This is a genomic window from Haladaptatus pallidirubidus (genome assembly GCF_020700235.1).
In the GTDB taxonomy this organism is placed as follows: Archaea; Halobacteriota; Halobacteria; order Halobacteriales; family Haladaptataceae; genus Haladaptatus; species Haladaptatus pallidirubidus.
Genome location: NZ_CP085301.1, coordinates 1,154,224 through 1,173,521, shown reverse-complemented (window position 1 = coordinate 1,173,521; position 19,298 = coordinate 1,154,224). Strand labels below are relative to the sequence as shown.

The window sequence follows — 19,298 nt, the reverse complement described above, 5'->3', positions numbered from 1 at the left end:
CGACAGCTAACCGGCGGATTTCGCCGTCGCCTTCACAGTCACATCTAAACATTTTGCCACGTCTGCGAGCAACGATCCTTTCACCTCTTCGACGCGAGATTCGATGACCGCGACGACCGGTTCCTCGAACGACTCGCGAATATGCTCGATTCGCTCTCGTTCCGTTCGACAGCGGTCCCGGAGATAGTTCGCTCCCCTGCCGGACTCGTCCTCGTCCGGTTCCGGCGTGACCTTGTTGATTACGAGTCCGGAGACGGCGAGGTCGTACTCGGTCAACTCCTCCACCGCGCGGCCCGTTTCGCGGATGGATAGTTCGTCCGGATTGAGAACGAGGAAGTACGCCGACTCGGTACGAAGCACCTCGCCGGCGAATTCGAACATCTCCTTTCGTTCCTGAAGACGGGCGATGATGGGGTCGCCCTCCGCCATTCGTCGCGGTTCCCGTCCACCGATAGCCGCCTTCTCGTACAGGTCGATGCTTCGCTTGCGCTTGTGAAGCAGACGTTCTATCCAACCCTCGAGGAACTCCGGCAGTGAGAGCAGTCGAAGCGTCCCGCCGGTGGGAGATGTATCAAACACAACTCGGTCGTACTCCTCGGAATGTCGCATCACGTCTACGAACCGGTCGAACAATGCGGATTCGTGCGCGCCGGGAGTCTGGTGTGACATCTCTATTTGCCGGTCGATGGCGTTGACCATCCCCGGACTCACTTGGTCGCCCATCGCCCGTTTTATCTCCATCAGGTGATTTTCGACCTCCTGCTCGGGGTCTATTTCCATCGCCCAGAGGTTGTCGTGGTCATCGACCGGCGCTGGTTCGTCGCCGAATTGTTGGTCGAACACGTCGGAGGTGCTGTGCGCCGGGTCGGTCGAAACGACGAGGGTTTTCAACCCCTCGTTCGCGCTTTTCAGGCCATATGCGCAGGAAACTGTCGTTTTGCCGACGCCGCCCTTACCGCCGAAGAAAACGAACTTCTTCATGTTAGAAGTTGAACCCATTGTGCTAGAAGTGATACTGCTGGCCCTTGCGTTCGATGAGCGACTCGCGGTCCCACATCCGGCGTTCCCACGCCTCGAACTCGTCGGTCAAGTACGGGAGCAGTTCGGCGGTGTAGTACGAAATCGGGTTCGGGACGCCGAACACATCGGGAAAGCACGCGAGCATGAACTCGTCTTCCACGTCCTCGGCTTCTTTCTCTATCAACTCGTACGCCGGGTGCGAAATCATCCCGTGATAGAGGCCGCGAAGCCATTCCGAGACGTACCGACGGTACGTCTCAATCCTGTCCGCTAGTGACATACTACCACAGTATCGTCCTCGCTATTTAAGCAACTGGTTCGGTTTTCCGTCATGCGGTTTCGAATCTTCTCCCTCGCCGACCTCCGGATACGTTTAAGACGCTCCGGTTCGTGCGACGCGGTAGCAAATGAGTCAGGATCGAATCCCGGTCACGATTCTAAGCGGCAGTCTCGGTGCTGGCAAGACGACGACGCTCAACCACCTGTTGAACGAGAGTAACGACAGGGACATCGCGGTGCTCGTCAACGATATGGGGACGATAAACGTCGATGCCGAACTGATTCAAGACGGAACCGAACTCACCGCCGAAAACGGCGTCGCGGAACTTTCGAATGGCTGTATCTGTTGTGAGTTACAGGACGACCTACGAACTGAAGTCAGCCGACTCGCCCGCGAGTGGAAGTTCGACACCCTCGTCGTCGAATCCTCCGGAATCAGCGAACCCGCCCCCGTCGCTCGACTGTTCACCACCGAATCGCGCGCCGCCGCCCGCTACGACGTGGATACGACCGTCACCCTCGTCAGCGCGCGCCAGTTCCGTGACTTCTTCGACGGCGAACAACCGGTCGAGCGAACCGAGACGGAGGATGGAGAAACGCGCCCCCTCTCCGACCTCGTCATCAAACAAATCGAGTTTTGCGACGCGCTCGTCCTCAACAAATGCGACCTCGTGGACGACGACGAACTGGTCGAAATCAAGGCGACTCTTCGCGCACTCCAACCCCGAGCGGAACTGATTCGAACCGAACACGGGCGCGTTTCTCCGGATGCTGTACTTCAACGGGGGCTGTTCGACCGCGACACTGTGGCCGACTCCGCCGGGTGGAAACGCGCGATGGTAGACGTTGACGAACACGCAGAGGGTGGGAATGGTCGTGGTCACGACCATTCCCACGAAGGAGACGACCACAGTAACACCCCTCACGACCACCGCCATCCGGAGGAAATCTACGGCGTTTCGTCGGTCGCGTACCGCCGTCGAAGACCGTTCCGTCCCGAACGCCTCGCGAACTTCTTCGAATCGCTTCCCGACGGAATCGTTCGAGCGAAAGGAACGTTTTGGCTCGCGTCGGACGACGAGTGGGTGATGGAGTACGGTCAAGCCGGGTCGTCCGCCCGCGTCGAAACAGCGGGTCGCTGGATTGCGAGCCTCCCCGAAATCGACCAGAAACTCTACCGCGACAACCGTTCCGACCTCCGGTGGGACGAGGAGTGGGGCGACCGCGAGACGAAACTCGTCTTCATCGGAGCGGATTTTGACAAAGAATCAATCGTCGCCGCACTGGACGACTGCGTGCTAACCGACGCGGAGATGGATGCCGACTGGGCCACGTTCGAAAATCCGTTTCCCCAATCCGAAGACGGTCTGCTGACCGTCGGCGAGTAGTCGAAGTCGCGCTCTCCTCATCCCGTGTCAGAACCTCCCGATGCTTCGCTCGTATCGTTAGCTTATAGCCACTCGCTGCGCACGAATCGCATATGACTATCGAGCAGCGAGGTGACGCCCACCTCATCACGCACGCGATGGCGAAGGACACGCTATCAAAGATTCGGGACGAGAACACGGAACAGGTCGGTTTCCGCAAAGGACTCGTCAAACTCGGTCGAATCTGCGGCTACGAAATCATCGACGGCGCGATGGACACGGAGTACGTTTCAATCAACACGCCACTGACCGAGACGACCGGCGAGCGCGTCAAAGGGCTGGACAACGTGGTCATCATCAACGTTCTTCGCGCCGCGACGCCGTTCGTGGAAGGCCTGCTCAAGGCGTTCCCCCGCGCCAAGCAGGGCGTCATCAGCGCCGGTCGAAACGAGGACGCCGGAATGAACGAAAACGGCGAGTTCCCCATCACCATCGACTACGTGAAACTGCCCGAAATCACGGAGAAGGACACGGTTATCGTGGCCGACCCGATGCTCGCCACCGGTAGCACGATGTGCGCGGTTCTCGAGGAAGTTCTCAACGAGCAACCCAACCCCGAAAATTTCTTCGTCCTCTCGGCGGTCAGCGCCCCTGACGGCCTCCTCAACGTCCACGAGAAGTTCCCGGAAGCAGACCTCCTGACGGTGAGCATCGACGACCGACTCAACGACGACGGCTTCATCGTTCCCGGACTAGGCGACGCAGGCGACCGCGCGTTCCGCACGACGTAACTCTCTCGCTATCCGATTTCCCCTCGCTAATCCAACCATCAGCGACGACTCACGAATGAGATAGAGATATTTCATTTTCGGTCGTCTCCGTTTTCGACCTCTGGAAAACACAGTTCGATTGGATGGACGAGAACGTGGAAAACGGAATCTTCACCCTCGCTATGCACCCGCAGGTCATCGAACAACCACCGCGAACGAGACGGTTGGAGGAGCTAATTCAGCACATGCAGACCCAACCCGACGTCGAATTTGCGGACGTGGATACGGTCGTAACCGAAACTCAGGGTGACGAGCGCGACGTTTTCGAAGTGGGGGGAAACGGAAACAACTTGGGTGCAGTGTCCCTGAGCGAAAAAGCCTATTCCGCACCACTTCCTTCGCTCAACTATGACCGAGGAAGCCGCGTTCGCGTTCGATGACTCCGACCTGCTCCCCGCAATCGCCCAAGACGTCGATTCGGGCGACGTACTCATGCTGGCCTACGTTTCTCCCGAGGCGGTCGAGCAAACGGTCGAAACCGGTCTCGCACACTACTACTCCAGAAGTCGGGATGAACTCTGGAAGAAAGGCGACACCAGCGGCCACGTTCAACACGTCCAAGAGGTCCGTGTCGATTGCGACGGCGACGCGTTTCTCTATCTCGTCAAACAGGAAGGCGGAGCGTGTCACACGGGCTACGAATCCTGTTTCTACCGTCAAATCGAGGAATTGAACGAGGATTCGACCGCCGAAACCCAAATCGTCGCGGAAAAAGTGTTCGACCCCGAGGAAGCCTACGAGTAACGACGCGCTATGAGTGACTTACTCACCGACCTTCGGGACGCGGACGAAGCATGCCGAGAGGCCGAAACCGCAGTTTCGGAGCACGGAAAAACCAGAATCGAAGCGGTCGCCGACGCCCACGACCGCGCGATGAAACTCCTCAGTCGGTACGAAGGAAAAGCCACCGGAACCGGGGATTTCAAGGCGTTCGTGGAGTTTCAGGGCCAATTTGCCGATTTGGTCGAGAACCTTCCCGACGACCTGCCCGCCCGCGAATCGTTCGAGCGGGCGGAGGACATCAGCGACAAACGACGCCTCAGCGAGGACGATTTCGACCGGATTCGAACGACGCTCGAACCCGCCGACAAAATCGCGTCCCGCCTCGACGAACGTCGAGAAGCCAACAAGCGATACCGCGACGTGCGTCGCTCTGTTGCCGACAAAATTACCGAACTAGATGAACGGCTCGACGATTTGGAACGGTTGCGAGAGTTGGGCGAAGCCAATTTGGACGCCCCGACCCAGGAACTTCGGGAACCGATAGAAACCGCAGACCAAGCGATTTCGTCGGCCTTCGTCGCATTCAAACGCAATTCGAGCGCCCGCGAGGTGATTCAGTTTCTCACCGCGACCGAACAATATCCGCTGGTCGAGTTCGATTCGCCGCCGGACGAACTTCGAACCTACCTGCTCGAAAACGAAGTGGGTGAGAAGCCGATTCCCGACCTCCTCGAACTCGCTCGCTACTCCCGATCGAAACTCGACCATTACGTCGCCGACCCCGGCGAGCTGAAACGTACCGTCTCTACGAACGAAACGTATCTCGACCGGCTCGACGCAGACCCTCTTCGAATCGGCTGGCCGCCAGCTCCCGCCAACGAGCTCCGATGGTGGTGCGAGGAGGCGATTCGAGTTGCAGACCGCTTCGCGCCCGCGGAGGCGGTCGCTCGCCTCCGTGAAGTTCAGCGATTCACGCACGATTCACGGTTCGACACGCTGCGAACCGCGGCACAAGCACGCGCGGAGTTGACCGACGAAGAACGCGACCGACTCGCTCGCGGCGCTGTCGAAGATGAGCTTCAGCAAATTCGTGAGCGAAAAACGGAACTGAACGATGCGCTTTCGGACTTTCCGGAGCGCTAAAGCCGACGATTCGAAAAATTCAGGGGATTCGTCTCCTCGACTTATAGAATTATTTTCGTTCCGCCTCGATTCGACCTTAGACGCTCGCTTTTGCGGTTCTCAGTGCGTCTTCCATCTCCCTTGAAAGCTCTTCTGCGCGGTGTCGTTCGCGCGCCTCGGCGTAGATTCGAACCATCGGTTCGGTTCCGCTGGGTCGCGCGAGCACCCACGCATCGCCGAAGTCGAGACGGTAACCGTCTCGGGTGTTCAGCTCCGCGTCGGACTCTTTCGCCGCCTGCTCGGCGGCTGACAGCAGGGCGTCGTGTTCGGCATCCGTCGTGTACGAGATGTTCGTCCGAATGTTGTAATAGCCGCTGTACGGTTCCACGACTTCGCTGGCGGTTCGGTCAACCAGCAGTTCGAGAAATTTCGCGGCGGTGTACGCGCCGTCGCGGGTCAGTCGGTAGTTCGGGAAGAAGATGCCGCCGTTGCCCTCGCCAGCGACCGGAACGGAGACGTTTCGGTCTTGCAATCCGCGGATTCGGGTGATGATGTTCGTACTACCAATCGGTGTCAGTTCGAGCGTCGAACCGGTTTCGCGGGCCACGTCAACGAGGCGCTGGGAGACGTTGACCGCGGAGACGACGGCGTCACCGGGTTCCAATTGTGCGGCGGCGAGTGCGGCCAGCGTTGCATCGCCCTCGATGTAGTCGCCGTTTTCGTCGTAGAAGATGGCCCGGTCCGCGTCCCCGTCGTGCGCGATTCCGACGTCCGCGCCGGTCGATTCGACTAACCGACCGAGGTCGCGGAGGTTCTTTGGAACCGGTTCCGGGTTGCGCCCGGGAAAATGACCGTCCGGTTGGCTGTTCGCCGTGATGACTTCACAGCCGAGTCTCCGGAAGAATTCGGGAGAGGTAAGCGATCCCGCACCGTGTCCGGGGTCGATTGCGACGGTCATGTTCGTGTCGGCGATCGTTTCCGTGTCGATGTGTTCGAGCAGTTGTGAGACGTACCAGTCGCGGGCGTCTTCGATGTGGTGGCTGTGTCCGGTCTCGCTCCAGCGAACCTCTTCGAACGCTTCCGTCAGGAATTTTTCTTCGATGCGCTCCAAACTTCCGACGGCGAGTTCGATGCCGTCCTCGCCGATGAGTTTCACGCCGTTGTACTCCGGCGGGTTGTGGCTCGCGGTTATCATCAGCGCCGGAATGCCCTCACGTTCCGCGTAGGCCTGTGCCCCCGGCGTCGGTACGATACCGAGACGGTCTACGTCTGCCCCGATACTGGCCAACCCGCTGGCGGCGGCGTCGGCGAGCATGTCGCCGGTGGCCCGCGTATCTCGGGCGAGGGCGACCCGGTCGGAGCGCCACACCGTCCCTGCCGCCTTCGCAATCTTGAGTACGAACTCGGGGGTCAACTCGTCGTTTGCGACCCCTCGCGTTCCACTCGACCCGAACACCTTCATATGCGGTTCTCCGGATTCTGTGTTCAAAGAGATTCCGAATACCGGTGCTACTCCGCCTCTGTCCGGCGTCCCGTAACCGATTTAACCGGCGATTCCCACGCGAGAACGATGAACGACCCGATTATCAGCACCCCCCCAGCGACCGCGAGCGCAGTGAGGGGCGATGTCACGTCCGAAATCACGCCGCTACCGAGTTGGAACGGAATAACCGTCACGGAACTCACCATAGCCAGCGAAGAAAGCACGGTTGCCCGTCCGAGGGTGTCGATTCGGTCGTTGACATACTGGGATGCCAGCGAGCGCGTCGTCTCGGAAATTCCACGAGCGAACAGGAACGCCGGAATCGCCAGAACCGGCATCATCCAAAGCGCAACGAGTCCGATGCCGACGACGAACGGAATCACGAGAAACCATCGTCGAAGCCCGATACGATCTCGAATCGTGCCCGTGTGATAGCTTAATCCCGCCGAGAGGAGGCTGACAGCCGCGTAGAACCAGCCCAGAAGCGGTTCGACTTCTCCCTGCGGAATTCCGACTTGCGGGAGCACAGTTTCGAGAATCGGTTGGACGTACATAAAAACGAGATATGAAACCGCCGAGAACAGGACGAAGTAGTAGACCACGAACGAACGAAGTCGAGGATGTGAGAGCGTCTCGCTGATCACGCCGACCGCTTCCCGTAACCCCAATTCGTCGGCGTCGCTTTCTTCGTAACTCGTCGGTTCCTCCAAACTCAACAGAATCGGTATCCCCGTACCGGCCACTCCCGAAGCAACCAGGAACGGATAAGAGAGGTCGATATTCCCGAGATAACCGCCAGCAACACTACCCACGACGCCGACCAGTAGAGCGACAGACTGTCCGCGCCCTCGAATGTGCGCAAACTGGTCTGTCGACAGTTCGTCCGTGAGCGTGTCGTAGAGCCACGCGTCGTCGCTTCCCGACCGGAAATTGTATCCCATCGACCAACAGGCGTACAGCACCGAGAGTTCGAGGAGCGTCTCCGCGAAGCCGATTCCGACGAGCGTAACCGTGATAATCACCGTTCCGACGAGCAGGCTGTTTCTGCGTCCGATTCGGTCGCCGACGTAGCCCGTCGGAACTTCCCCCAAAACGGTCGTGACGTTGTAAACTCCTTCGAGAAGCGCGATGGCCGTAAAATTCAATCCGAGCGAGAGGAAGTAGAGATACATTATCGGGCGGTAGAACTCGACCGCCTTTGTCGCCTTGTAGGCGTAGTAGAGACCGATATTCCGACTCAAATCCCACACGAACAAACGAAGGTACCAGCGCCCTGAAACCGTTCTGCGCAGACGATTACACATAGAGCGCTGACATCTTTTCGGGAGAGATATACACCCGACTGCCGAACAGTTCTGCATGGACGACTCTCGTCCAGACCCCGCCGACGCGCTCGCCGTCATCGGTAACGAGCGTCGGGTGGCGATAATCTACGAACTCCAGCGGGCGTTTCGAGAGGGAAAGGACACGCTCGCTTACGCCGAACTCAAACGACGCGTCGGCGTTCGCGACAGCGGGAACTTCAACTACCATCTACAGCGTTTGGTCGGACAGTACGTCCGGAAAACCGACGTGGGTTACGCGCTCACCTACGCCGGGCGAAAAGTCGCCAGCGCGTTGACCGCCGGAATCTTCACCGAACAGGCGGACGGAACGACGGTTCTCGCCTCCGGAACCTGCTACAACTGTCACGCTGAATCTCTTACTGCGCGGTACGAACGCGAACGAATCTGCATCGCCTGCGACGATTGCGACGAGGAAATCCTCCACAATCCGTTTCCGCCCGCCCCGACCACCCGCAGGGAAGACCTTCTTTTCGCCTTCGACGCGTGGACTCGCCGCTGGAACGCCCTCGCGTCCGCGGGAACGTGCCCGGAATGTGGTTCCCGGATGGACGGAAAATTGACCGACTCAAATTCCGCTCTGAGCGTCGGCGACGTACCGTATCGCCTTCACGTGACCTGCCGGGAGTGCTGGGCGATGTCGAACCTTCCTCTCGGCCTCCTCGTCCGCGACCATCCGCAGGTCGTCGGGCTTCATACGGCCCGCGACGTCGATATCGGGTCTACTCCATCGTGGGATATCGATTGGGCGCTCCACCGCGATTACCTCGCCGTCGTTTCTGACGACCCGCTTACGCTTCAACTGCGAATTCCGCTGGACGACGAGGAACTGCAACTGACGTTCGACGACGAAGGAACCGTCGTTTCGACCGAAATCACCCATTAATCGAAGACGAGGGGGTAGAACCCGAACGTTTTCCTCGATTCGCATCCCTCACTCGGATATGACCAGCATCGACGAAAAACGGGTTTACAGCGACCGGGAGGGGACGACGACCGTCTTCGTCGCCGCGGAACTCGGCGTTGCCCGTGTCGAAGTATCCGAAGACATCGTCGGCGAGTTCGAAATCGCGCATCGCTGTGTCGCCCGTGACGTGACGGTGGCGGACGATTCTCTCGCAATCGCGACCGACGAGGACGTTCTTGACGGGGATTTCTCGCCGCTCGATTTCGGCCCCGCAGTCGCAGTCGGATTCGACGGCGACAACTGTATCGCCGCAAAAGAGGACGGGACGTTGGCGCGCTACGACGGCGACTGGCACGAACTGGCGTCGGTTCCGGAGGTGCGAGCTATCGACGGCGCTCTGGTGGCGACTGCGGAAGGGATCTACCAAATCGTAGACCACGGTGCCCGGTACGTCGGTCTGGATGACGTTCGAGACGTTTCTACCGCCGGGGTCCCCTTGGCCGCAACCGCAGACGGTTTGTACTGGCTCGGCAACGGCTGGATGGACACCATGGCGGGCGATTTCCGCGTCGTAAGCGCAACCGATGACCCCGTCGAGACCGCTTACGCCGGGACTCCCAACGCGCTGTTTGCAAAGTCGGACGGCGAGTGGCGCGAGAGCGCCGAATGGGAGCAAATCGAACTTCCGGTCGATGAACCCGTCGCGGACATCGGATTCGGCGACGGTGTGTACGTCGCAACCGAATCGGGGACATTCCTTTCGACCGTCGGCGACGGCTGGCGAAGTCGCCACCTCGGATTGACCGGTGTTCGTGCACTCGCGGTTCGCTAATCAGCATTTGCCGTCAGCATCCGCAATCGACATCAAGCGTGCTGATTCGTATCGAGTTCGTACAGTCCTCGGTGTACTTTTCGAACGAGTCCGAGGCGGGTGAGATCCCGGAGGCGGTTTTTGACGCACTCTTGAGTGACGTCGAGTTCCTGTGCGAGGTACGCCGGTATCGCCCGCCCCTCCGCGAGGAGGTTGAGAACGCCCCGTTCGCTCGGCGTAAACTCGTCGTCCCCGAACGGAACGTCGATGAGGAGCGTTTCCGTTGTTCTGTATCTCGAGCTATCGGCATTTTCGGGGTTCTCAAGTCGAAGTTCGTACAAACCGCGGTAGGGTTTCGCCACGAGTCCGAGTTTTCGTAATCCATCGAGCGTCTTTCTGGCCGTGTTTGCTCCGACTGCGAGTTGGGTAGCGACGTACGCGGGCGTACACCGACCTTCGGCGAGTAAGTTCAAAATACCCGTCTCGGCGGGCGTGAGGTTGGATTCATCCACCGAACGCGGTACGTCGATACTGAGCCGGGTTACCGAAACCATTGTTCGACAGTACTACTTTACTCCATAAATAATATGATCTTCTATTTATATATAAAGTAATGGAAATCACAGTGGAATATATTCGCTGGACGACCTCGTGATTCGGAGCGGATTCGCGACTCCTCGTTCCGAGTGAAAACGGGTTTAAGCGGGGGTATCCAGTCTTCTCGTATGATACTCAGTGGGTCTGCCTCCCAGTCGTTGGCGGCCACACTCGCCGACGAAACGGACGAACCGCTCGCGTCCGTGGAGTATCGGTCGTTTCCGGACGGCGAACTACTCGCCAGTGCGCCCGGATTCGAAGATACTCGTGCCGTTATCGTCGCTTCGACGGTTTCCAGCGACACTCACCTCGAACTGCTTCAACTGCAGGACGCCGCCCGCGAATGGGGTGCCGAGGAGGTCGTCACCGTCCTTCCGTACATGGGCTACGCTCGGCAGGATAAAACGTTCGAACGCGGCCAACCGATTTCGTCTCGTGCGCTCGCCCGCGCCATCAGCACCGGAACCGACCGCGTGCTGACGGTCAACCCACACGAAACCGCCGTTTGTGACTTTTTCGATGTTCCAGCAGAACCCGTGAACGCCGCGGGCCGCCTCGCTGACCCACTGCCGGACGATTTGACGGAACCCGTTTTCCTCTCACCGGACGAGGGCGCACTCGACATCGCCGACACGGTGCAGAATACGTATGGTCGGGGTGTCACGGACTACTTCGAGAAAAAACGACTCTCCGGCACGGAGGTCGAGATGACGCCGAGCGACACCGACGTAACCGGGAGAGATATCGTTATCACCGACGACATCATCGCCACCGGTTCGACCATGAGCGAGGCTGTTTCCCTCCTTCAGAAACGGAATGTCGGTCGCGTGTTCGTCACCTGCGTTCACCCAATGTTAGCACTGAACGCTCGGACGAAACTCGCAAAGGCGGGCGTGGAGGAAGTCTACGGCACGGACACTATCGAGCGAGCGGTGAGTCAGGTGTCCGTCGCTCCCGATATTGCCGACGCGTTATAATCGTCTTCTACAGTAATTTTGCCACGTCCTTTGCCGATATTTCGTCGCTCCAGTGCAGGTCGCCGTTGATTTCGACCGGCATCGGCTCCTCGTCGAAGAACCCGTTTAACTCGGCGGCGGAGAGTTCGAATGTCGGAATTTCAGCCAATAATGCGTAGTATCTTGGTCTATTTTCCGCCGACAGCTCAACTATTGGGCTAAATTGGAACCGATCGGAGAGATACATTTCGACATCCACGTAAAATTTTCCGGAACGTGCTTGTTCAACATGTAGACAATGCACAAGCCCACTCATGCTCTGGCAAAGTGATACCTTACCATCACCGAGTGCGATGTATCTATACCCCGCTAGAGAGTGACGATGAATCACCGTTAGAGCATTTCGAACCGAAAATCCGGTACTCAGGAGGCGAACGAACGATTGGCCGATGTTCGTCGCAAGTTCGTTGCCAACTCTGGAGAGCGTAGCAACGCCCGAACGCGCACCACGCTCTATCAGCGCTGCTCCCTGTTCGTACGAACTACAGGCGTTCAAGAGGAACGTCGTGATATTTACTTCCGAAAGGGTTCGTACGTCGAGATATCCATCGGCACACCTGATGCCGTCCTCGGAAATATGACCGATGTAGTGGAGAAAATCGGACGAGGTGGTGAGGCGGTCGGCCAATTTAGCCACTGTTAATTGGTGGTGAGTCGATACTTCAAACTCGGGTAGTTCTCGAAGGTGGTAGTAGTTCCGAACCGCACTCTCATCTTCCATCGAGGGGTCGTTGCAGATAATGTCCACCTCGATGGTTGCATCCTGCTTTGTTTGTCTTTCCCGTGCAAATCGCGCAGAGACAGTCTCCGGTGTCAGCTTGTTAACGCCGAACGGATACCCCGGACCGACCCACGCCCGTTCTCTCGTTTCTGCATGGATTTTTTTTCTCAATTTCGAACACCGGATTTACCGGTAGATCGGGAACGTTGCTCTCTGGCAACTCCGGTGATGACGTACGATAGAACGCTTCTAATCGTTCCGGGTTAGCTGCTTCCGTTTTTGCGGTCGATACAGGTGATTCGGCGATTCGAACCAGTGCGAGGTCGTTCGCAAGTAATGGCAACACTTCGTCACTTTTCACGGACGGAACCACATCAGCCGAGAAGTTCCACGACGAAATTGCTGGCTCGATAGCTCGGAACGGCACGTCGAGGTACGCTGTGAGACGGTCCGCTAAGGGGGCATCGAACAAGCGGGCAAAGTCAAGTTCCACTCGTGGCTCTATCAATTCCCGCTCGTAGAGGCAGACAGGATACAGTCCTTCGGTTCGAGCGACACAGTCCAAGAGAAACACTTGCTGGAGCGTGCGCTCGACCGTCGTTTCGTACCGCCTTCGATCAAGCTCGTACTCACTATCCCCAACAATTAATCGCGGTTCTTTCCCCGGTTCTATCGTTGTCCCGAGATAGTAGGCCAGTGAGGTTGCCGGATAGAGGAACTCGCGTTTCGGGGGGAGGACGAGTTTCACGCCTGTCGATGGCCGTTCGATGTTTGATGGAACGTGGAACTCATCACCATGTTGAATAAGTGGTGGAGAGCCACGAAGAGTCGAAAAGGCCCGTTCCGGACTCGTCGTTTTCAGCGACGACCCGAAAAACGACAGCGCCCGCATCACGTCTTCCGCATCGTCGGTCACGGTTATCGTCCCGGGTGCAGTTTGATGCTGTGATCGAGCGCCGATCACGACATTCCGTTGCCCGTCTAATCCGAGATTTATGCCATTTGAGCGTCGTCTAACTGTGATCGAACTCGAAATGGAGATATACAGTTTGACCGACACTCCACCCATTTCGAGGATATACTCGTCGTCCGGAAGGTGTTTCCTATCCTTTTCGGCACTCTCAAATACGAACTCTCCACCCGAAGTTCGAACGAATAAGCCTCTATTCTTGGGTAGCGTAACCGTAGACGTGCGAACTTCGACTGCCTTCTCGACCGGAAAAGAGAGTTCCGCTGTCTCCACTTGCGTCGGCGAAACGGCTGTTGGCGTGTGTATTTCGAACCGTCCTTTTGTCGCCGGGTCGGCAATTTCGATCCCGAGTTGATTCGAAAGCGTCTGGATGTTTATCATTGTGGTCTCCCTGTATGCGGTTCATCCGGACTGACTATCTTCTGCCGACGAGATTTCTTTTGTATCCCACCGATAGGTGTGTACCTATACCGTCTCACGCATTCCTCTCACTTAATATCGCTCCTTTTCCAATCCTATCTCAGTCAGCGCCGCGGGAAAATAATACGCTTTTACGGGATACTCGCGGTCAATTCTACACTTCTGCTTCCGCCAGCGGCACTATCGCAATCGTCATCGTCACGCCTTCGACATCCCACTCCTTGCGGTGACCGTCTTCGACTTCGCCGACGCTTTCGGCGCGAACCTCCTCTTTCACGAGTTCCATGTGGCCCTCCACGAAGTCGGCCACTCGTTCGTCGTGGACGTCGAGTTCGAGGCGAATTTCCTCCTCGATGTCGAGATCCATCTCCTTTCGCATCTCCTGTACGCGGCGGATGACCTCGCGGGCATACCCCTCGCTCTCGATGTCGTCCGTGAGCTTCGTATCGACGTAGACGACGCCGAGTTGGTCGCCGTTCACGTCGAATGATGTACCGCTCACGTCGTCCGGCGTCCGGGTGACGAACTCGACCATCTCGTCGTCCAGTTCGACAGCCTCGCCGAGTTCGTCTTCGACCGCCGATTCGAGTTCCGAGAGGTCTGCGTCGGAGACGCGTGCCTCGTTGAGCGCGTTCATCACTCTGCCCGCATCGCCGCCGAAGGCCGGACCGAGCACGCTCATGTCCGCTTCGGCGCTGTAGGCCAGTTCGCCCCACCCCTCGTCAGGCGAGACGAGCTCGACATTGCGGGCGTTCAGACGGTCTGCTAGCAGGCTTGCGTGGTTTTCGACTGCACGGACGACGGCATCGTCCCCCGCGTCTACGACGATTCGGGAAACTGGCCAGCGAAGTTTTCGCTCTGCCTGCTGGCGGGCGTTCGCGCCTGCTTCCTCGACGGCGCGAAGCACCGCCACATCTGCTTCCATCTCCTCGTCGTGCCAGAACTCATCAACCTCAGGCAAGTCGAGCATGTGGACGCTCTCCTCGCCCTCGTCGCCCGTGAGGTTCTGGTAGATTTTCTCGCTGACGAAGGGCGCGAACGGCGAGAGCAGGGCGACCACCGTTTTCAGAACGTGGTAGAACGTCGCGTAGGCGGCCTGCTTGCTCGCGCTGTCCTCTTCCTCCCACATTCGCTCGCGGACGACCTGAATGTAGAACCGCGACACGTCCTCCACGACGAAGTCGAGCAGTGCGCGAAGCGCCCGGTCTTGGCGGTACTCGTCCCACTGCTCGGTCATCTCGGCGGTCACGGTCTGAAGGCGCGAGAGCACCCATTCGTCTACGAGTTCGGTTTCGATGTCTTTGACATCAACCGAATCCGGATCGAAGTCGTCCAACCGCATGTACGGCAGTGGGAATCGGAACACGTTCCAGAGGATGTTGAGGCTCCGCTGCATGTTCTGCATTTCGTCCCACGAGAAGCGCATATCCTCGCCCTGCGGGTTCTGCGAGAGCAGGAAGAGACGCATCGGGTCGGCTCCGTGGCGCTCGATTGCCTCCTCGGGCGCGACGATGTTGCCGATGGATTTCGACATCTTGCGTCCGTCTTCCGCGAGCGCCCAACCGTGCATCAGCACGTCGTCGTACGGCACTTCACCGAGCGCTGCGGTGCCCATACCGAGTTGCGACCAGAACCAGCCGCGGGTCTGGTCGTGGGCCTCCATGATGAGGTCGGCAGGCCACAGTTCCTCGAAATCTTCCTCGCTACCGGGGTAGTCGAGCGTCCCCCACGATGCGACGGAGGAGTCGAGCCACACGTCGAACACGTCCGGAACGCGGGTGTAGGCCGTACCGTCTTTCGTGATGGTTAGGTCGTCCACCGTCGGTCGGTGGAGGTCTACCTCCTCGGGGTTCACGTCTTGGTCAACCGCTTCGGCCAACTCCTCGCGGGTGCCGACGACGACCACGTCGGCCATGTTTCCGTCCCACTCTTCCGGCGTCCAGATTGGGATTGGTACGCCCCAGTATCGCTGGCGCGAAACGTTCCAATCCGGCGAGTTCTCCACGAAGTTGTAGAATCGCTCGTCGCGGGCCTCCTGCGGATGCCACTCGCTGTCCTCGATGTTGTCGAGGAGTTCGTCCTTGATGTCCGTCACCGTGATGAACCACTGGTCAGTGACGATTTGCAGGATTCCCGTGTCGCACCGCCAACAGTGCCCGTAACTGTGGTTTACGGTGCCGGAGGCGAGGAGGTGGTCGTTCGAATCGAGGTCGGACATGATGTTCTCGTCTGCCTCCTTGACGAACTGTCCCTCGTATTTGCCGCCCGCTTCGCGGTAGACGCCGTCGCCGCCGACGGGGCAGAACACGTCCAGACCGAGTTCCGTTCCGCGGTTGAAGTCTTCCTCACCGTGACCGGGTGCGGAGTGGACGAGACCGGTACCGTCGCCATCGACTTCGACGTAATCCGCTTCGTACACTCGGAGCGTTCCTTCACCGCTCGGGTGGTCTGGTACTTCGTCGTCGAGCGGGTGGTCGTACTCCCAGCCGAGCAGTTCTTCGCCCAGCAGTTCGGAAACGACTTCGTAATCGTCGTAGCGACCTTCCTTCAGCACTTCCTCGACCTTGGGTTCGCCGACGTAGAGTGTTTCCGTCTCGCCGTCTTTGGTGGCTCGAACTTCGGCGTAGGTACCCTCCGAATCGACGGCGACGAAGGTGTTCGCCGGAACCGTCCACGGCGTCGTTGTCCAGATGACGAGGCTTCCCTCGCGGTCGCGGATCGGGAACTTCACGTAGATGGACGGGTCGTCCACGTCCTCGTACTCGACTTCGTTGTTGGCGATGGCGGTTTCACAGCGCGGACACTGGCTGATGGAGCGTTTGCCCTGCTCGACAAGGCCGCGTTCGTGAGCGCGCTGAAAGCCCCACCACGCGGCTTCCATGTACTCGGGGGTAACCGTCTTGTAGGGATTTTCCCAGTCCATCCAAACCCCGAAGGATTTGAAGTCGTTCTGGAGGCCGTCGAGTTGGTCGTCGGCGAACTCCTTGCACTCTTCGATGAAGTTCTCCATCCCGAACTCCTCGATGTCCTTCTTGTTCTCGAAGCCCATCCGTTCCTCCACTTTCGTCTCGATGGGCAGACCGTGCATGTCGTAGCCCGGCCGGTCGGTCACGTCGTAGCCGGACATCCGCAGGTAGCGGATATAGGCGTCTTTCAGCGATTTGTTCCACGTCGTTCCCATGTGTGCCGCGCCGGAGGTGTATGGCGGACCGTCCACGAAGAAGAATCGTTCCGCGCCCTCTCGGTTCGCCTTGGTTTTCTTGTAGGCGTTCACCTCGTCCCAGTAGTCGAACACCCGGTCTTCTACCGAGTGCGGTTCGTACTGGTCGTTTACTTCCGCAAATCTGCTCATGTGCGATGTGAGTGCCCCCGACAATAAAGTGGGTTCGGTTGTGCAGTTGACCTGTACTCCGCGACGCGGGCAGGTTCGAGCACACAGAAACTACTTACTCCGGCGACTGAAATTTCCTCCCATGCTTTCCCCCTCTCTCCCTTTTGTCGTAGCCTTCCTCACGTTCGTCGTAACGTTGGTTCCCTTGAGCTACTGGGTCTACTCCGACGCCATCGCCCGTGGAAGCTCATTTCCCTCGTTCTGGGGCGTCACGGCGGTTCTCTTCTGGCCCGCTGGACTGTACTACCTCATCAGGTATCGTCACTTACACGAGCGACGACACCCTCCGACGCGCGGAAATCGTATCGCCTTCATAGTCGCACTCAGCAGTTTTTCTGCGATGTTTGCCGGGCCGTTTCTCGCACCACCTGACACCCATTCACGCAGATATTCTACTGGGTCGCCGTCTTCGCGGCGACGCTTCCGGTCACATACCTGCTCGTCTATCGGCGTCAGTCCAAACGAGCGGTGGAGAATGCGTAGCGACCGGTCGCAATCCTCGAATCCCTCGACCGACTCCACTTTCTACTGATTCGTCGTCAGCTCGATTCTGACCGCTGTCTGAGTTGTTCTTGCAGGTCAGTCGCAAGCGACTGGAGTTCCTCATCGGACATCTCGTCGAGGGACGGACCTTCTTCTTCTCCTTCTTCCTCTTCACCTTCTTCCTCTTCGCTTTCCTCCGACTCCTCTTCTTCCTCTTCGCTTTCCTCCGACTCCTCTTCTTCCTCTTCGCTTTCCTCCGACTCCTCTTCCTCGCCTTCGTCTCCGTTTGCCCCACCCGAGCTCGATTCGGACAACAGATTCCCGACTTTTATTCCGATTCGTTTTCCGATGACGGCACCGAGGCGACGACCCAATTTCTCCCCGAGTGAGCCCAGTTTGTCCGTTCCGGGCGACGGTGTCGGAACTGAATCGAGGAGTTCGGAATCGTCGTCATCGTCGCCATCGCCTCCGAGTCCCAACTGGTTGGTCAATTTCGAGAGGTTCTCCTGCGTTTTTTCCTTTTCGCTCATGAATTATTCGCCTCCTCGTCCGCCGATTCGTCCTCTCCGAGCGCTTCGAGTAGCATATCCAGCAGTTCGTTTATCATTCCGTAGACCATATTGGATATTCCATCTCCATCCCCGACACTCGGCAGAAGGTCTGATACCGACGGAAGTTCGAACTCGGGCAGCGACGGAAGTTCGAGACCGGATATCGCATCGCTCAGGCGAGTCAACGGTCCTTTGTCCAGTAGTCCTGCGACTCCCGAAAGCAGATTACCGAGTAGTCCGCCGGGACGGGACATCGCGGAGATGTCCAGTTCGACCTCGTTTAAGTCCACTTCGAGACCTAAAAGATTGAGAAACAGCCCCTCCAAATCGAGGTAGAGAACCGTCGTTCCCTCCTCGCCGTCTTCGGCTTCCTCTTCGCTTGCCGCCTCATTCTCCTCGTCTTCGGGTTCCGCTTCTCCTTCAGATTCCTCATCCGACGCTTCCTCTTCTCCCTCAACTTCTTCAGTTTCTGCCGACTCCTCCGTGGTGGATTCCTCGTCGTCTTCTTCCTCCGCGGACGCTGATTCTTCTTCGGTCTCACCACCGTCCGTCAGCAATCGGTGTGGTCCCGAGAACGATAGCTCTGTAATCGCTTCATCCCGCCGTTGCTCCCCCCTCATCCGTGTACACCCTGTCAACCTTCTCGTGTATATAACTAGGTAGGCGCTTGCGACCCCATCGGTCGCTCACTCCGTCGCATCGATACCCAACTCATCGGCGACGTTTTTGACCATCTCCTCTTTCTTCGTGTTCGCTTTGACGCCGACCTCCTTCGCGAGTTGTTGGAGTTCCCTGTACGACAGCTCTTCTAGCTCTTTCCGACTGTTCGGCGTTTCGGATACGGTTTCGGTGTTCGCCTCGTCGGACGGTACGTCGCTATCCTGCTCGGAGACGCTTCTGTCCCCGTCATCCTCGCGGATGAGTTGTTGCCCCATCCACTCACCGAGTGCACGACCGATTTTCCCTCCGATTTCTCGGCCGATTCGCTCGCCCGTCGATTCCCATTCGCTCATTTCCTGGGACAACGACTTCGCCACTCATTAACATCAACTATTTTTGAATACCTGCGCGAATCTAATATTACGATCGGTCTAGAGGAACTGCGCACGTACCTACCGAGCCGCGCCGTTCCGTGACGTTCTCTATTCCAAAATATCCGAACGAGAATTTTGGAAATCTGCCCGAAGATACGCTGCGCCGGAATTCGGCAGGGACGAGATGGGCTTCAAGACCAGCAATCAATTTATATTCGTCTATCTCGTCC

The 19,298-nt window shown here is 58.2% G+C and carries 20 protein-coding genes; 9 read left to right on the top strand and 11 right to left on the bottom strand.

The window, feature by feature from the left end:
* Window positions 1–6: 6 nt before the first annotated feature.
* A complete protein-coding gene (locus LIX15_RS06570; RefSeq protein WP_227776692.1) occupies window positions 7–981 on the bottom strand; it encodes an ArsA family ATPase in 975 nt (324 codons plus the stop codon).
* A gap of 22 nt (window positions 982–1,003) precedes the next feature.
* On the bottom strand, window positions 1,004–1,300 hold the full coding sequence (locus tag LIX15_RS06565) for a DUF7990 family protein (protein WP_227776691.1): 297 nt from the start codon (window positions 1,298–1,300) through the stop codon (window positions 1,004–1,006).
* A gap of 127 nt (window positions 1,301–1,427) precedes the next feature.
* Between LIX15_RS06565 and LIX15_RS06560 the strand changes: the two genes are divergently transcribed.
* The 5 genes from LIX15_RS06560 (at window position 1,428) to LIX15_RS06540 (ending at window position 5,362) form a co-directional block, all read left to right on the top strand.
* On the top strand, window positions 1,428–2,687 hold the full coding sequence (locus LIX15_RS06560; protein WP_227776690.1) for a GTP-binding protein: 1,260 nt from the start codon (window positions 1,428–1,430) through the stop codon (window positions 2,685–2,687).
* 92 nt (window positions 2,688–2,779) lie between these two features.
* Complete coding sequence (upp, locus tag LIX15_RS06555) at window positions 2,780–3,457, top strand: uracil phosphoribosyltransferase (protein ID WP_227776689.1); 678 nt, start codon at window positions 2,780–2,782, stop codon at window positions 3,455–3,457.
* Window positions 3,458–3,579: 122 nt separating this feature from the next.
* On the top strand, window positions 3,580–3,876 hold the full coding sequence (locus LIX15_RS06550; RefSeq protein ID WP_227776688.1) for a hypothetical protein: 297 nt from the start codon (window positions 3,580–3,582) through the stop codon (window positions 3,874–3,876).
* A complete protein-coding gene (gene hisI, locus LIX15_RS06545; RefSeq protein WP_227776687.1) occupies window positions 3,845–4,240 on the top strand; it encodes a phosphoribosyl-AMP cyclohydrolase in 396 nt (131 codons plus the stop codon). The genes LIX15_RS06550 and hisI overlap by 32 nt, the downstream gene beginning before the upstream one ends.
* A 9-nt stretch (window positions 4,241–4,249) precedes the next feature.
* Complete coding sequence (locus LIX15_RS06540) at window positions 4,250–5,362, top strand: DUF7118 family protein (protein WP_227776686.1); 1,113 nt, start codon at window positions 4,250–4,252, stop codon at window positions 5,360–5,362.
* A 76-nt stretch (window positions 5,363–5,438) separates the two neighbouring features.
* Here LIX15_RS06540 and glmM read toward each other — a convergent pair whose 3' ends face one another.
* Window positions 5,439–6,803 carry a phosphoglucosamine mutase gene (gene glmM, locus LIX15_RS06535; RefSeq protein WP_227776685.1) on the bottom strand — a complete coding sequence of 455 codons (1,365 nt, stop codon included), beginning with the start codon at window positions 6,801–6,803 and terminating at the stop codon, window positions 5,439–5,441.
* 47 nt (window positions 6,804–6,850) lie between these two features.
* Window positions 6,851–8,074: an MFS transporter gene (locus tag LIX15_RS06530; RefSeq protein WP_227776684.1), complete on the bottom strand. Its 1,224-nt coding sequence runs from the start codon at window positions 8,072–8,074 to the stop codon at window positions 6,851–6,853.
* A gap of 109 nt (window positions 8,075–8,183) precedes the next feature.
* Between LIX15_RS06530 and LIX15_RS06525 the strand changes: the two genes are divergently transcribed.
* Window positions 8,184–9,053, top strand: coding sequence for a DUF7351 domain-containing protein (locus LIX15_RS06525; protein ID WP_227776683.1), 870 nt, complete (start codon window positions 8,184–8,186; stop codon window positions 9,051–9,053).
* A gap of 58 nt (window positions 9,054–9,111) precedes the next feature.
* Window positions 9,112–9,906 carry an HVO_0234 family beta-propeller protein gene (locus LIX15_RS06520; protein ID WP_227776682.1) on the top strand — a complete coding sequence of 265 codons (795 nt, stop codon included), beginning with the start codon at window positions 9,112–9,114 and terminating at the stop codon, window positions 9,904–9,906.
* Window positions 9,907–9,938: 32 nt separating this feature from the next.
* Here LIX15_RS06520 and LIX15_RS06515 read toward each other — a convergent pair whose 3' ends face one another.
* A complete protein-coding gene (locus tag LIX15_RS06515; protein ID WP_227776681.1) occupies window positions 9,939–10,439 on the bottom strand; it encodes a helix-turn-helix domain-containing protein in 501 nt (166 codons plus the stop codon).
* A 171-nt stretch (window positions 10,440–10,610) separates the two neighbouring features.
* On the opposite strand from LIX15_RS06515, the gene LIX15_RS06510 reads away from it, so the two are divergent.
* Window positions 10,611–11,459, top strand: coding sequence for a ribose-phosphate diphosphokinase (locus tag LIX15_RS06510; protein ID WP_227776680.1), 849 nt, complete (start codon window positions 10,611–10,613; stop codon window positions 11,457–11,459).
* A 7-nt stretch (window positions 11,460–11,466) separates the two neighbouring features.
* On the opposite strand, the gene LIX15_RS06505 is transcribed toward LIX15_RS06510, so the two are convergent.
* The 3 genes from LIX15_RS06505 to ileS form a co-directional block, all read right to left on the bottom strand.
* Complete coding sequence (locus LIX15_RS06505; RefSeq protein WP_227776679.1) at window positions 11,467–12,390, bottom strand: hypothetical protein; 924 nt, start codon at window positions 12,388–12,390, stop codon at window positions 11,467–11,469.
* On the bottom strand, window positions 12,320–13,570 hold the full coding sequence (locus LIX15_RS06500; RefSeq protein ID WP_227776678.1) for a hypothetical protein: 1,251 nt from the start codon (window positions 13,568–13,570) through the stop codon (window positions 12,320–12,322). Before LIX15_RS06500 ends, LIX15_RS06505 begins: the two co-directional genes overlap by 71 nt.
* Before the next feature lie 193 nt (window positions 13,571–13,763).
* Window positions 13,764–16,961: an isoleucine--tRNA ligase gene (gene ileS / locus LIX15_RS06495; RefSeq protein WP_227776677.1), complete on the bottom strand. Its 3,198-nt coding sequence runs from the start codon at window positions 16,959–16,961 to the stop codon at window positions 13,764–13,766.
* A 121-nt stretch (window positions 16,962–17,082) separates the two neighbouring features.
* Between ileS and LIX15_RS06490 the strand changes: the two genes are divergently transcribed.
* Window positions 17,083–17,532 (top strand): hypothetical protein, encoded by a 450-nt coding sequence (locus LIX15_RS06490; protein WP_227776676.1) that lies wholly within the window; start codon window positions 17,083–17,085, stop codon window positions 17,530–17,532.
* A 7-nt stretch (window positions 17,533–17,539) separates the two neighbouring features.
* Here the strand turns inward: LIX15_RS06490 and LIX15_RS06485 are convergent, their stop codons facing one another.
* From LIX15_RS06485 to LIX15_RS06475, 3 genes are all read right to left on the bottom strand, one after another.
* Window positions 17,540–18,013 carry a hypothetical protein gene (locus LIX15_RS06485; protein ID WP_227776675.1) on the bottom strand — a complete coding sequence of 158 codons (474 nt, stop codon included), beginning with the start codon at window positions 18,011–18,013 and terminating at the stop codon, window positions 17,540–17,542.
* On the bottom strand, window positions 18,010–18,654 hold the full coding sequence (locus LIX15_RS06480) for a hypothetical protein (protein ID WP_227776674.1): 645 nt from the start codon (window positions 18,652–18,654) through the stop codon (window positions 18,010–18,012). Before LIX15_RS06480 ends, LIX15_RS06485 begins: the two co-directional genes overlap by 4 nt.
* Before the next feature lie 66 nt (window positions 18,655–18,720).
* Window positions 18,721–19,047 carry a hypothetical protein gene (locus LIX15_RS06475; RefSeq protein WP_227776673.1) on the bottom strand — a complete coding sequence of 109 codons (327 nt, stop codon included), beginning with the start codon at window positions 19,045–19,047 and terminating at the stop codon, window positions 18,721–18,723.
* Window positions 19,048–19,298: the final 251 nt, after the last annotated feature.